This is a genomic window from Paenibacillus piri (assembly GCF_004354045.1).
GTDB classification, from domain to species: domain Bacteria; phylum Bacillota; class Bacilli; order Paenibacillales; family NBRC-103111; genus Paenibacillus_S; species Paenibacillus_S piri.
This window is the reverse complement of the sequence record NZ_SMRT01000001.1, coordinates 764,632-778,783: the sequence shown is the minus strand read 5'-3', so window position 1 is coordinate 778,783 and position 14,152 is coordinate 764,632. Positions and strand designations below refer to the sequence as shown.

The following is a 14,152-nucleotide window of genomic DNA, read 5'->3' as shown; positions in this document are numbered from 1 at the left end:
TTCATATCCCTCCCACGAAACGGCCGCGGTTGAACAGATTGGCCGCATCAAACTGTTGTTTTATGCCTTGCATCAGCCCGTGATCCGACCGTTCCGTTCCCCAGGAGGCTACGGACGATCTCACCTGCTTAGGCGCGAAGGCGGCCACTGCGGTGCCATTCAGCTCCCCTAACGAGGCATACATTTGTTTCATCCATTGAACAACATCCTCCAGCTGCCACCAATCGCCATATACGGCAGCATGACTGATACCGGTATACAGACCGCCGCTAAACTGCAGCTGCAGACCCGCCCGTTCTGCGGACGCGGCTGCCAGTTCGGAGATGCCGGGCACATCCGTCAACGAGGACAGCAGCTTTAGAGCTGCTGCCAGCCGGCCGGAAGGCATCTCGTTTGAATTGGGCGTTACCGCACGCAGCCGTTCGACTACCGGTTCCGTCGCCTCAAAGCCCCGAAGCTCGGCCAGCGGCTTCAACCCCATTCCTGCCGCATACGATTTCACCCATTCGAGCTGGTAGCTTACCGATGCCTCCACATCCTCGAATAAAATTGCAAGCGCCGGTTCCGCCTTGCCGAACAGCTCGCCCGCCACAGCGGAACTGATCAGCTCGGCTGCGCATGGCTCCAGTTGGGAGTCCAGCAGCGTTTCGTGAAGCTGCCGGATTGCGCCTCCATTGCCCGGGCAATAAACAAGCATGCCCGACGAGACGGGCAGCGGACGAATTTTAAACGTTAATTCGGTCAAAATGCCGATCGTTCCCATAGAACCGACAAAAAGCTTGTTCATATCGTAGCCGGCTACATTTTTCACAACCTTGGCGCCGGTACGAATGACCGACCCGTCGGCCAGCACGACTCTGGACGCGATCAAATGGTCTCTGGCCGAACCGTAGAGCGCGCGCTTCGGACCCGAGCCGTTGGAGGCTATCATCCCGCCGATGGTGGACTGCTCCCCCCAGGCCGGGTCGATCGGCAAAAACTGCCCTTCACGGCGCAGTGCCTGCTGCAGCTCCGCAACGGTAGTGCCGGGAAGCGCCGTTACCATTAAATCGCTTACAGAGTGATGCAGAATGCCCGACATTTTTTTCATCGATACCAGAAGATCGGCTTTGCCCGTTACGCCGCCTTGCGCGTCTTTCGTAGCGCCTCCTTGCGGAACGATTCCGTAATCGTTCGCCGCCGCCAGCCGTACGAGTTTGGCTGTCTGCTCCTCGTTTTCCGGGTATACGGTTAATGCGGTTTGTATTTTGTAAGGAGAGCCGCTTGCTTCCACACTTATGGCATCCGTCAGACCGGGACCGACGTTCTCCCGAATCTGGATAAGCGCCTGCTGAACCGGGAACGCCGTTTCAGTACCGTCCATTGGTTGAATTCCTCCTTTAACGGGCTGTCTACAATTAGGTCGTCTTATGTTCATCTTACCTAATCCGGCTGCGGCAGCCTACAGACAGTTTTTGTTCTCTGTTTTACCCGAAACCGGTTCCATGCCAGGCGATCGCAGAATCGTCCGACAAATATTATCTATTGTCTGCTTATCGATGCATTTGTATATTGTACGTAATGATACCGTAAAACTTGACAAGGACAGACGGTTGCGTTGTCCTCGTATTCAACCAGGAATGGCTTAAAACCGTCTGTTTTTAAGGCAGCTTTAGTTTGTAATGCACATCCCGACATTAAAAAACGTATGTTCAAATAAAATGCAAAGAGCTCGTTTTGGGATAGAAAAAAGTGATCGGCAGTCCATCCTGCAGTTTGGTATCGTATAATAAATCATAGACTAGCGAAACTGTACCGTACATGATTCTTCGAAGAAAAGAGGAACATTATGACTCCATCCGCAGACGGGGAACAAGGCGAACGAAGCACGGAAAAAGTCAAAAGTCCCAAAAGACTGTTGGACCCTCAGCAGCTGCTAAGGCTGGAGACAGGAGGCAAGAAAGAAATCCGCAAGGTCATTCTGCAGTTGGCCGGACCTTCATTGGTCGAAAATATTATGCTTAATTTGCTGCAGATGGTCGTCATGATCATGGTCGGGCATGTCGGAGCGGAAGCGATCACGGCGGTCGGGCTGACGAATCAGCCGGTTTTCTTCGCGCTGGCGATCTTCATGGCGCTCAATATCGGCACGACGGCGATCATTGCCAGAGCGACGGGTGCAGGCGATATGCAGGAAGCGAACCGTACCGCCCAGCAAACCTTTATTTTGTCGCTGCTGCTCTCCGTCGTTATCATCACCTTGAGCTACATATATGCCGAGCAAATCCTGATCTGGCTCGGAGCGAGCAAGGAGGTGCTGCAGGAAGGCGTCAGCTATGCGCAGCTGATGTTTTTATCGCTTTCCTTCACTGTCATCTCGACGAGCCTGTCGGCCGTGTTGCGAGGAGCCGGCGATACCCGGACCCCGATGAAAATCAACGTGCTGTCCAACATCATCGTCGTTATGCTCGGCTATCCGCTTATTTACGGGATCGGCGATGTGCCCGGATTCGGCATTATGGGCGCGGCCATCGCTACCATCGTTGCCAGAGCGACCTCAACCGTATGGGTGATGTACACGCTGTTCGGCAAGCAGTCGATTATCCGGTTGTCCTGGCGGCAAATCTGGATGTTCGATGCTCCGCTGATCCGCCGAATTACGAAAATCGGCCTCCCGTCGGCCGGCGAACAATTCGCCCTGCGCATCGGCCAGCTCGTCTTTACGATAGTGGTTAGCGGGCTCGGCACTTCAGTTTTTGCAGCCCATACGATTTGCTTCAATATTATGGGACTGACGTTTATGCCGGGGATCGCGTTTTCGCTTGCGGCCAGCACGCTGGTCGGACAGGGGCTCGGCGCGGGCAAGCCGGATTTGGCGGAGCGGTTCGGGTGGGAGACGAGCCGTTTCGGACGCATTTTCGCCGGTCTGATGGGCATTGCGTTTATCGCGCTGGCGCCTTATATTATGATGCTGTATACGCATGATCCCGCCGTCATTAAACCGGGGGCAGACGCTTTACGAATTATCGGTCTGATCCAGACGTTTCAGGCGTCGCAATTTATACTGGCCGGCGCTTTGCGCGGAGCCGGGGATACGAGGTTCCCGCTTCTGTCCACATTCGTCGGCGTGTTTATTTTTCGGGCATTATTGTGTATGCTGTTCGTGCTCGTCTTCAAATGGGGCATTGTCGGCGCTTATCTATCGATTGCCGTCGACCAGATTGTCCGGACGGTCATCATTTTCTACCGGTATAAAAGCGGCAGATGGAAAACGGCGGCCGTGTAAAATCGCTAGTTGTCCGGTCTCCCCGGAGCCAGCGGAGCGGCAGTTCCATTGAGAACCTACCGTCAAAAATCAAACCTCCAAAACCGCATGCGCAATCATGCGGATTCGGAGGTTTATCCGATTACGACTTTATCGGGTTAAGACCCCCGCCTCTAAGGTGGGCCTTGAATCAGGTGGGGTAGAGTCCCCGTCTGATTCCCCGATGTTCAGCAATGCTGAACGAGTTCACTGGTGTCCGTGTAGCTGCCAAACGCAACGCATTACCCTTTGATCGAGCCCAACATAACGCCTTTCGTAAAATGCTTTTGAAGAAACGGATAGATCGCCAGAATCGGCGCGACAGCAACCACGATCGACGCCATCCGGATCGTTTCCAGCGGCGCTTGACCTCCCTCCCGCGCTACGCTTTCGCTCGCTACGCCATTGGACTGCGAATCGATGATCAATGTTTTGACAAGTACCTGCAGCGTCCATTTTTTCGTATCGCTAATATAAATGAGCGCATTAAAATACGTATTCCAGTGGGCAACGGCAAAAAACAGGGTGAACGCCGCAATCGCCGGCATCGACAGCGGGATGACGATTCTCACGAATACGCCGATGTCGGTGCAGCCGTCCATCTTCGCGGATTCCTCCAATTCGGCAGGCAGCGACTCCAGAAAGCTTTTGACGACAATCAGGCTCCAGGCATTGGTCAAAGCGGGCCAAATGAGCGCCCCGTATGAGTTAAGCAAGCCTAAATTTTTAACGAGCAAATAGTTGGGCACAATTCCCGCATGGAATACAAGGGTGAAAATAACGCCGCTCAATATGATGTTGCGGCCGTCCACATTTTTTTTGGTCAGCCCGTAGGCCATCGTAAACGTCACGATCAGATTAAGCAGGGTACCGACTAACGTAACGAAGGCCGTGCTCTTGATCGCATTGATAAAGCTGTTGGTCGACAAAATATAACGGTAGGAGGCCAGCGACCATTTGTCCGGAAACAAATAAAACTTTAGCGGCACATATGCGGAGGGATCGGTAAATGAAACGCTGAAAATGTAAATAAAAGGAAATACCGATGCCGCTGAAATGAGCAGCAGCATGAAATAATTGACCCAGTCTCCCAGTGTCAGCCTTTTTTTATGAACGAAGCTCATAGTTTCACCTCCTCATAGTTTTGCGAAGAACGATTCCGCCTCTCCGCTGCTGTTTCACCGAAATTGCGGGCACCTCAATATATGCCTTCATACCCCAGCTTTTTCACCGTATAATTGGCGGACAGGACGAGACACAGGCCGACGATACCCTTGAACATCCCCACCGCAACCCCGACGCTCGTCTGCCCGCGCAAAATGCCTTGATTGTATGCATACGTATCGAAAACGTCCGCCACCGAATTGACGAGCGGGTTCATCATGAGCAGCACCTGCTCGAAGCCGACATCCGCCATGCTGCCGAAGCGAAGAATAAATAAAATAATAATGGTCGGGCGGATCGCCGGCAGCGTAATATGCCAAATTTGCCGCCACCGGCTCGCTCCGTCGATGACGGCGGCCTCGTACCGTGCGGGGTCGACTCCGGCGATCGCCGCGAGAAAAATGATCGTGCCCCAGCCCGCGTCCTTCCAAATGTTTTGCGCCGTGAGCAGCGCCCAAAAAAATTGCGGCTGCGACAGGAAGGGGATCGGCTTGATCCCCATCGTATAGAGCAATTTGTTGACGAACCCGATATCCGTCGACAGGACGAAAAACGTAACGCTCGCCACAACGACCCACGATAAAAAATGCGGCATATAGACGATAGATTGATGAATCCGCTTATAAAACTCATGCCTGACCTCGTTCAGCATCAACGACAGTACGATCGGAAGCGGAAAATAAAAGATCAGGTTAAACAGGTTGATTAGCACCGTGTTGCGAAGCATCGTATAAAATTGCGCGCTTTGGAACATTTCCGCAAAATGCTTGAATCCAACCCATTCGCTGCCCCAAAATCCGGCAAACGGGCTGTAATTTTGAAACGATAGCAGCAGCCCCCATAGCGGACCGAACTTAAACACAATAAAAAATAAAATACCGGGGAGCATCATCAAATATATATACTTGTTCTGGTACATCCGTGCCGCTAGCCGGCCACTGCCCGTTTTTTTGCGCTGCCGTACCGTTTCCGTATTGAACGCGGTTGCTGCCATGCGAGCTCTCCTTTCAGATGGTTATTTGGCAGTCTTGCTTTTATAATCGTCGGCGAATTCTTTAAACGCCTTTTTAATTTGCGGTTCGTTGACGAGCTTATCCACGTATTTCTTGTAATCGTCCATCGAAATTTGGCCGACGACGGCTTTGATCATCATGCTCTTCATCTCGGCGTCGTATTTCGGCCACGTATCGATCCATGTCGGCGAATACAGCCAAGTGAACGGGTTGATTTTGCCGATTTTTTCGTAGATAGCCACCTCTTTTTCCTTGGCTTCGTTCTCAGCCCGCGATGCGCCCGCATAATCGACCTTGCCCCATTTCGTGTAGGCCGGAGTCAGCGGCGACAAATTCGTAACCGTAATTTGCTTCGTTCCAAGCTCGGTCATCACTCTTTCCCCATTATCCATTTTGAAATGGACGCCTTCCTTGCCGTAATAACCGAAGTTCGTAATTTCGTCCGACGCCGTGCGTTCGAAATATTGCATAATGCGCTCGACCTTTTCCTTCGGTACCTTCTTGCTAATATAAAACGCACCCCGCGTACCGATATCGAGCACGGCACCGACGCCGCCCGGCCCCTTCAACGGCTGCAGCGTAGTCAGCTTGCCGCCCGGCTGCACCTTCTGAATATCCTTCGTCCAGACAAAATCGTAATAAATGGAACCTTGGTACGAGGCTGCCCGCCCGTTGCGCAGCAGCTCCTTTTGCTGGGTATCGTTCAAGGTGGAAAATTCCTGGGGCATGAGCCCGTCGGCGTACAAGCCGTGGAACCATTCGACGACGCTTGTAAACTGCGGGGTCAGTATATCCCGCATCATGCCGCCCTCGCTGTTATAAATCGGATCGAGCGCGCCGAATGCCGCCATGATTGAGGACACCTGCGGACCGGTGGCGATAAGGCCGATCGTATCGTCCTTGCCGTTGCCGTCCGGGTCGCTTTTGACGATTTTTTTCAACGTTTCCTTATATTCGTCAATCGTCGTCGGAGCGGGAAGCTTCAGCTTATCCAGCCAATCCTGGCGAATCTTGATCCCCGGATCGACCATCGACCGGCTTCGCGGAACCCCCCATATTTTCCCGTCCAACTTCACATAATTCCAGGAGCCCGGCGTCATTTTGTCCCGCAGATTCGGATATTTGGAAAAGTCGCCGAGAAACGAGGTCAAATCCCAGAAGGCTCCCTGCTTAATCGCATTGACAAGCGTGGGGCGGATGTAATCGCGGGCGTTAATGACCTCGGGCAGCTGTCCCGACGCGATCATCAAATCGAATTTCGTATCGTAGTCGGCCCCGTCGGGAACCCAGGAAATATTCAGCTTTGTGTTCGTCAGCTTCTGGAGCTCGGTATAAAATTCGTTGTTCATGTCCGGAACCTCGTTCGTCAGCACGGTCATCATTTCGATCTCCAAAGGACCGTCGTTTGTCTTCGTCTGTCCTGTCCCGCCGTCTTTCCCGGGCTCGTTGCCCGGATCTGTGCACCCCCATACAAGCGTAAAGGAAAGCAATAAAGCCGCCCCCGCAGCCAGGTTGCTCCGCTTCATCCCAACATGCACCTCCGCCATCTTTGAATTCGCTTTCATTGATGATGATAAAGTACACCGGTCTGGACTCCAACAGACAATTTACTGAAAAGGCCGGCTTCGCGGACTGCATCATAAATTGACCAGCCGTGGCCGAACAGTCATATTGCGCCTAATTACAGTTTGGGGGCTTCCGCTTGGTTCAAGACTTCATGACATCCTGCAGCGGTTCGGATATAATGCGCTGCACATCCTCCATCACGACGCCCAGCCGGCGTTCCGCTTCGAACAAGCGGTGCAGCGCCGGATTCAGGTTGATGACCTCGTACAGCTTTTCCATTTTGTCCATATCATCCTTGGACGGCATATCGCCGGACATCATTTTTTGCTGCAGCTCCATTTGGCGTTGGCGGAAATCGTCGAGCATTCTTTTGCTTTGAGGCTCCGCTTTAATCTGGTCGTTAATCGCCTTTACTTCCTTCAGCTCGCTGCTTTCGCGAAGCGCTCTGGCCAAGTCGTAAGCTTTGTCATAAATATTCATCTGTCTCACATCTCCTTTTGATTTATAAGTAATACCATGCGGCAGTCTCCACGGACATTCCGGGAGCGCCCGTTCGGAAGCGGGTTGAACATGTAAGCATGCCTATTCTTTTCGCGGGCGGCTTCATCAGTTTCTTTTCACCAAGGGATTATCGCCCTCATATGATAAAAGTAGTTCATTTATGAATGTTGCAAGTCGGCGCTGGGAAGGAGTTACAAGAGTGAAAAGAAAGAAGGTCAGGATTCAGGTTCAGCAGACCGGCATGTTCTCCGACGATCGGATCGTCATGCTTAGCGATACACTGGTGAAAGCATGGAAAATCCCCGCCCAAACACCGATTACTCTGCGTTTTGGCTCCGCGAGTCAGGAAGTGAAGGTCGTTCCCGTCCACCAATCCGGCGTCCTTCGCGTCAATGAATCCCTAGCCGCCACATGGGGACTGCTGCCCGGCAGCCCGCTTTGCCTGAAATATAGACCCGTAAGCCGCGTACTTCGGATCGGCCCGTTAATCGGCGTCATGATCAGCCGGGCCAATTCGGCCAACCCGGAACGCCCGTTCGGAACGGTCACTGCATTTTGCCGTGAGCTTGACGTCGCTTGCAGATTGTACGGTGCCGCCGTTTATTTTGTGACCCCAGACGAACTGAGCGGTCAGGACGATATGGTTAAAGGCTGGCAATACGCAGGCCGATGGACCAATGGGTCGTTTCCTGTGCCCAACGTGATCTATAACCGGCTAACGTCCCGCAAGTTTGAAAACCGTCCCAACGTTCAGCAGTTTTTGCAGTACGCGAAGACGCAGCACCGTACGGTCATGTTCAATGAAATGTATTTGAATAAAAGCGATGTGTTCGATGCCCTGCGCAAAGTACCGGGACTTCATATGTATCTCCCGGAGTCGTATCTGTTAAAAAGTCAGGAAACGTTAAAATCGATGTGCGCCAAGTATTCCACCGTGTTTTTAAAGCCGATTACCGGCAGCCTGGGCAAAGGCATTATTCGCATCAGACGACACCCGGACCAATCGTATGTTTGTCATTTTACAAATTCCGGCGGCGCCCGTAAACAATCCTATGGAAGCCTGACCCAGCTGTGCGCCGCCCTCTCAGGCAAAATCAAGCAGCAGCGCTATCAGATTCAGCAGGGGCTCTCCCTTATTACGGTAGGCGGCCGGCCGGTTGATTTCCGGGCGCTGGTGCAGCGCAACGAACGCGGCGAATGGAATATTACTTCCATTGTAGCCAGAACTGCCGGAAATCATCACTTTGTTTCCAATTTGGCCAGAGGGGGCTCGCTGTCATCCGTTAAAGTGGCGCTGGCCCGTTCCAACTCGACAGCCAGCTTCGGCGGAGCGATCAAGCTGCGGCGCGCAGCGCTCGCGATTGCCAAAGGCATTGAATCGCAGGTAACAGGGCATTTTGCCGAATTGGGTGTTGATTTGGCTCTGGATGTTCAAGGGCGGGTCTGGCTGATCGAAGTAAACTCGAAGCCGTCCAAAGATGACAACACTCAATTATCGGATAAAAAATTGCGGCCTTCCGTAAAGCGAATCGTTCAATACTCCCGTTATGCGGCCAAATTTTAATAATTGAGGTGATCTCATGATGACATCGACATCCCGTCACGCATTGGGCATCATGACCACGCATATCGCTGCCAAACCGCCTTTTTTGAACCGGGCTTTTTACCGTCGGCTGACCCGCGAGGGAAGCAAAGCCGGATTGAGTGTATACGTGTTTTCACCGCAGTCCATTGATTGGACGTCCGAAACCGTCGAAGGCTACGCTTACGATGAGGAGGCCCGGCAATGGAAGTGCCTACGTTATCAGCTGCCGGATGCCGTGTACGACCGCTGCTTCTTTAGCAACAAGCAGCAGTATGCGCAGTATCGCGCCGCCGTCCGCCGGCTCCGTGGGCATCCGTCCGTCCTGTTTCTGGGCTACGGGCTCAAGGGCAAGGCGGAGGTTCAACACTTGCTTGAGCTGAACGGCAGGTTCGACGGCCATTTGCCGTTGACCAAGACGATGCGCAGCATGCGCTCAATCGTCAATTGGCTGCAGACGCACAGCGAAGTGCTGCTCAAGCCGCAGGCCGGCTCGCAGGGCCGTGGCGTGCTGCTCGTGCAGCGCGCCGACGCTGCCGCGGTTAAGCTGCAGGCAGCGGTGCACTCGCTGTCGGCCGCAGAGGCGCCGCAGGCGTTCGTCGTGCGCGGCCGCGACGCGCACAACCGCCGCATCGAGCGCGGCTTCGCCGACGCGCAGTCGCTGCTGCGCTGGCTTCGTCGCTTCACGGGGCAGCGCAGCTACCTGCTGCAGCAGTACTTGCTGCTGCAGACCGGTTCCGGCGAAGCGTACGACGTACGCTCGCTGGTGCAAAAGGACGGCACCGGCCTCTGGCAGGTGACCGGGATGGCGATTCGGCGAGGTCAAGGCGGCAGCCTGACCTCAAACCTGCACGGCGGCGGCTCCGCCGAGCCGCTGGAGCCGTTCCTGGTCCGCCAGTTCGGCGACGCGCAGGCGAGCGGCATCGTCAGCAAGCTTCACGAGCTTTCCGGGCAAATCCCGGCTGCCCTCGAGAATTACCATGGACGGCTAGCCGAGCTTGGAATCGACTTCGGCATCGATACCGAAGGCCGAATATGGATTTTGGAAGTAAATTCCAAGCCGGGCCGTTCGATCTTTACTTATTTACACGACCCGCAAACGCAAGTCCGAGCATTAACCAATCCTATCCGTTATGCCCGCTTTTTGCTTCAGCATAAACGCCGCTGGCCCAAAAAATAATCGGTTCCCATAATCGTACGGCAGCAGCGGATGCTCGATACCAGGCTGTAACACGGCATCTGCCCAAACCTAACCGCCGCCGTTATTCGGCTTTCCGGCGAAAACGCAGGCTATGCTTACGAACGCAAGCTTTTCTGCAAAAAGCTTTTAGGAGGAAAACCATGAGTTTGACAAATTGCACAATTCATGTGACACAGAGACAGGAAAGAACGATCTACCTGACCAGTGAATTGGCCAAAGAGCTCAATCTGTCGAATACCCGATCGGTTCACCTGCATCTCGGCGGCAAAAGTGTCATCACAGCCTTGCGTTTGTTAAAAAAGCAAGGCCATCATTTATACGTTCCGCTATCTGTCATGGCTCAGCTGCGCATTCCCCATTTGGGCTCGAGCATGATAACGTGCAGCAACGGCAAGGATCTCCGGATCGGTCCGTTAATCGGAATTCTTACAAGCGTCACGGGCAGCAACTCCGCCCCCTTCGGCTCAAGGACTTCGTTCCTTCGCGAGTTTATGCGGGTCGGCACCAACAAATCGTATTACTTCGGCTTTTCGCCGCGCGATGTAAACTGGACGCAGCAAACCGTTACCGGCGTGTTTCCGGGGAAGGAAGGCGGGTGGTACCGCAAAACCGTTCCGCTGCCCGACGTTGTCTATAACCGTCTGCCAAGCCGCAAGGCGGAGAAGCTCGTCTCCATGAACGCGTTCAAGCACCGTTTCGTACAACGGAAAATTCCGCTCTTCAACTGGGCGTTTTTTGAAAAATGGGATATTTACAACCTGCTCAAGGACAGCGAGACGTTCCGATACGTTCCGGAATCGCATATCAATCCGTCTTCCCAGCAAATCAAGGATATGCTTGAAAGACATCGATTCATTTATTTGAAACCGACGGGCGGCAGCCTCGGCATCGGCATTTACCGGTTGACCTACAGCCCCAAACGGGGCTACTTCGCCCGCTTCCGCAGATCGGGTAAAAACGTGCTCCTCCGGTTCAGCCAATTCCAGCAGCTTATGACGATGCTTCACCGCAACAGCGGACGGCTCCGGCATTATGTCGCCCAGCAGGGGATTCGCCTGATCGAAATCGACAATTGTCCGATCGATTTCCGTTTTCATTTGACGAAGAACAGCAGCAACGACTGGGTTGTCGCCGGCATCGGCGCGAAAAAAGCGGGCAGAGGCAGCATTACCACCCATGTCCGCACCGGCGGCCAGCTGATGACTCCGGAGCAGGTTCTGGAGGAAATTTTCGGATCCCGCGCCGATCAGGTGCTGGCCAACGCCAAAGAAGCCGCCATTAAGCTGGCAGAAACAATAGAACAAAACGGCAAGCATCTGCTGGGAGAGCTTGGATTCGATATCGGAATCGATCAAAACGAGCAAATCTGGATGTTCGAAGCCAATTCCAAGCCGGGACGTTCGATCTTCAAACATCCCGCACTTAAAAAAGAGGGGAAAGCCGCCTTGAAATATGTATATGATTATTGTTTATATTTAAGTCGATTTCGTGCAAGGAGGGACTCCTGAATGGCACTACTCCTACACGAGAAGCCGGAACGCACTACGTTGGCCATTCTCACGTACACGGATGCAAAACGCATTTTTCGAGGCAATCAAGAAAATTTTATCGATCTGATCCGTACCGGCGAAGAACGGGGTGTTCAAGTTTATGTCGTGACAACCGCCGATTTCAAGCTGACCGGCGATAAGGTAACCGGGTACACGTACCATTTTCAATCGAAACGCTGGAAAAAAGAGCAGCTGCCTTTGCCGGATGTTATATACAACCGCATTCCTTACCGGAAATTCGAGCAGCTTCCCGATGTGCAGCAAACAATTCAAGCGTGCTTGCGCCATGGGCATATCAGCTTTTTCAATCCTTCCTTTTTCAATAAATGGACACTGTTCGAATGGCTGAACAAATCGAAGGAGACGCAGGCCTTTATTCCGACTACGCAAAAGCTGACAAGCGGCGACGAGCTCGAACAGCTGCTGCAAAAGCACCCGAACTTATATTTGAAACCGGTGCGCGGCAAAGCTGGAAAAGGCATCATGAAGGTGAGCCGGGTGCCGGCAAAAGTATCCAAAACGCGGAAATATCAATTAAGCGTGCAGGAGAAAACAAGGAGCCATATTTCCCGCTATGCCACGATTCCTCAGCTGTGGGCGCAAATCCGGGAGATGGTCGGAACGAAAGATTATATTATGCAGCAGGGCATTACGCTGTCCAACTACAAACAGCGTCCTTTCGATCTTCGGGTGCTGGTGCAAAAAAACAGCAAAGGGCTATGGAGCATTGCCGGCGTTGGAGCCCGCCTCGCAGGCAAGCTCAGCATCACGACTCACGTTCCAAGGGGAGGCTCGATCGATGAGCCCGGCAAGCTGCTGGAAGCCGGCTTCGGAGCCGTCGGCAGTAAAAGGATTATTGCGAAAGCGAAAAAAGCCGCGCTCGTAATCGCCAAGCAAATCGAGAAAGCGAGCGGCAGTACGCTGGGGGAAATGTCGATGGATTTAGGCGTCGATACGGCCGGCCAAATCTGGTTTTTTGAAGCCAACTCCAAGCCGATGAAATTCGACGAGCCGCAGATCCGCAAAAAATCGTTAATCAACCTGATCCGCTACTCAATCCATCTGTCCAGGCAAGGCACCAAGAAAGAGACACAAATCGCTTCCACCGCAATGAGAAGAGCAGTGCTTCAAAAATCTGTCCAAAAAGCAAGATAAGCAGGTGAATTGCTGATGAGTTCCTATCAACTAGGCGTTCTGGCGATGTATTTACCGGGGAAAAGACTTGAAGAGCTGTCTTACTTTCGCAAGCTTAGCGTCTACGGGAAAAAGCTGGGACTGGAGGTGCTGGTATTTACTCCGGACGATTTGGATCACGTCAAAAACCGGGTGCAAGCCCTCGTCTATAATCATTCCTCCAGAAGATGGATGCGCAAGCGGACACCGGTTCCGGCCATTATCTATGACCGCTGCCGCTACCACGGAATCGAAAATTACCATAAAATCAGCAGATTCCGGGCCCGCAACAGCAAGCTCCGCTATTTGAGCCGGCCTTTGGCCAATAAATGGACGATGCATCAAATTTTATCCGAGAATGCTGAAATTGCCAAGCACCTGCCCGCGACCATTTTGTATAGCGGAAATAAGGAGTTCCTTAAATTTTTAAAAAAGCACAGGAGCGTTTATTTAAAACCGCGCAGCGGTACGGGCGGGCGCGGCATCGTCAGGCTGCAAAACACGACAGGTTCAACGTTTTTGATGCAGGGCCGCGACCAAGGGCGGCGCATCATTCCGACCCAAAAAATCAATGCGCAGCAAATTTCAACAAGATTAAGCACTTGGCGGCTGATCGGACGCTACATCGTCCAGCAGGGCATTCCGCTAACGCTGAAGGACGGCCGTGTTCACGATTTCCGTATGCTGGTGCAAAAGGACGGCAGCGGCGAATGGCAAATTACAGGCTGTGCCGGCAGAGTCGGGCCGGCGCATTCGGTCACATCCAATTTGCACGGCGGCGGCTCCGCCGTGCCAATGGATACATTGCTGCGCAACCGTTTTCCGGAGAAGCCGAAAGTCGATGCTATCAAGGAGAAGGCCTATACGCTCGGGATGGACACGGCCCGATTCGTGGAGGAAAAGTTCGGTTCGCAATGCGAAATAGGTATTGATCTCGCTATCGACCCGAAAGGCAAGGTTTGGCTTCTTGAAGTCAACCCGAAGCCGTCGAGGGAAGTGTTCTACCGGATCGGCGAACGCAGAACATACCGGAACGCAATCGTACGTCCGTTGGAATATGCGCTTTGGTTGTTGAAGAATGAAGTCGGCCACACAGCCGGTTTTTTATAATGGGATCGT

11 protein-coding genes are annotated in these 14,152 nt (G+C 53.1%); 6 read left to right on the top strand and 5 right to left on the bottom strand.

Annotation, left to right across the window (positions count from 1 at the left end; all coding sequences use genetic code 11):
* Nucleotide 1 precedes the first annotated feature (1 nt).
* The gene (locus E1757_RS03340) at nt 2-1,363 is read right to left on the bottom strand and encodes an FAD-binding oxidoreductase (RefSeq protein ID WP_165971936.1); all 1,362 of its coding nucleotides are present in this window, start codon (nt 1,361-1,363) and stop codon (nt 2-4) included.
* A 465-nt stretch (nt 1,364-1,828) separates the two neighbouring features.
* On the opposite strand from E1757_RS03340, the gene E1757_RS03335 reads away from it, so the two are divergent.
* The gene (locus tag E1757_RS03335; protein ID WP_133225382.1) at nt 1,829-3,265 is read left to right on the top strand and encodes an MATE family efflux transporter; all 1,437 of its coding nucleotides are present in this window, start codon (nt 1,829-1,831) and stop codon (nt 3,263-3,265) included.
* Nucleotides 3,266-3,525: 260 nt separating this feature from the next.
* On the opposite strand, the gene E1757_RS03330 is transcribed toward E1757_RS03335, so the two are convergent.
* From E1757_RS03330 to E1757_RS03315, 4 genes are all read right to left on the bottom strand, one after another.
* Nucleotides 3,526-4,407 (bottom strand): carbohydrate ABC transporter permease, encoded by an 882-nt coding sequence (locus E1757_RS03330; RefSeq protein WP_133225381.1) that lies wholly within the window; start codon nt 4,405-4,407, stop codon nt 3,526-3,528.
* 74 nt (nt 4,408-4,481) lie between these two features.
* Entirely contained in the window at nt 4,482-5,441 is a 960-nt protein-coding gene (locus E1757_RS03325) for an ABC transporter permease (protein ID WP_246078991.1), read from the bottom strand.
* Between the two features lie 21 nt (nt 5,442-5,462).
* Nucleotides 5,463-6,986: a type 2 periplasmic-binding domain-containing protein gene (locus E1757_RS03320; protein ID WP_133225380.1), complete on the bottom strand. Its 1,524-nt coding sequence runs from the start codon at nt 6,984-6,986 to the stop codon at nt 5,463-5,465.
* Between the two features lie 181 nt (nt 6,987-7,167).
* Entirely contained in the window at nt 7,168-7,506 is a 339-nt protein-coding gene (locus tag E1757_RS03315; protein WP_133225379.1) for a YlbF/YmcA family competence regulator, read from the bottom strand.
* 220 nt (nt 7,507-7,726) lie between these two features.
* Here E1757_RS03315 and E1757_RS03310 point away from each other — a divergent pair, with 220 nt between their 5' ends.
* From E1757_RS03310 to E1757_RS03290, 5 genes are all read left to right on the top strand, one after another.
* Complete coding sequence (locus tag E1757_RS03310) at nt 7,727-9,091, top strand: YheC/YheD family endospore coat-associated protein (protein WP_133225378.1); 1,365 nt, start codon at nt 7,727-7,729, stop codon at nt 9,089-9,091.
* Between the two features lie 16 nt (nt 9,092-9,107).
* Nucleotides 9,108-10,289, top strand: coding sequence for a YheC/YheD family endospore coat-associated protein (locus E1757_RS03305; protein WP_133225377.1), 1,182 nt, complete (start codon nt 9,108-9,110; stop codon nt 10,287-10,289).
* Between the two features lie 161 nt (nt 10,290-10,450).
* The gene (locus E1757_RS03300) at nt 10,451-11,818 is read left to right on the top strand and encodes a YheC/YheD family endospore coat-associated protein (RefSeq protein ID WP_133225376.1); all 1,368 of its coding nucleotides are present in this window, start codon (nt 10,451-10,453) and stop codon (nt 11,816-11,818) included.
* Nucleotides 11,819-13,015, top strand: a complete 1,197-nt coding sequence (locus tag E1757_RS03295) for a YheC/YheD family endospore coat-associated protein (protein ID WP_133225375.1) — start codon at nt 11,819-11,821, stop codon at nt 13,013-13,015.
* 15 nt (nt 13,016-13,030) lie between these two features.
* Nucleotides 13,031-14,143 carry a YheC/YheD family endospore coat-associated protein gene (locus tag E1757_RS03290; protein WP_246078990.1) on the top strand — a complete coding sequence of 371 codons (1,113 nt, stop codon included), beginning with the start codon at nt 13,031-13,033 and terminating at the stop codon, nt 14,141-14,143.
* Nucleotides 14,144-14,152 lie beyond the last annotated feature (9 nt).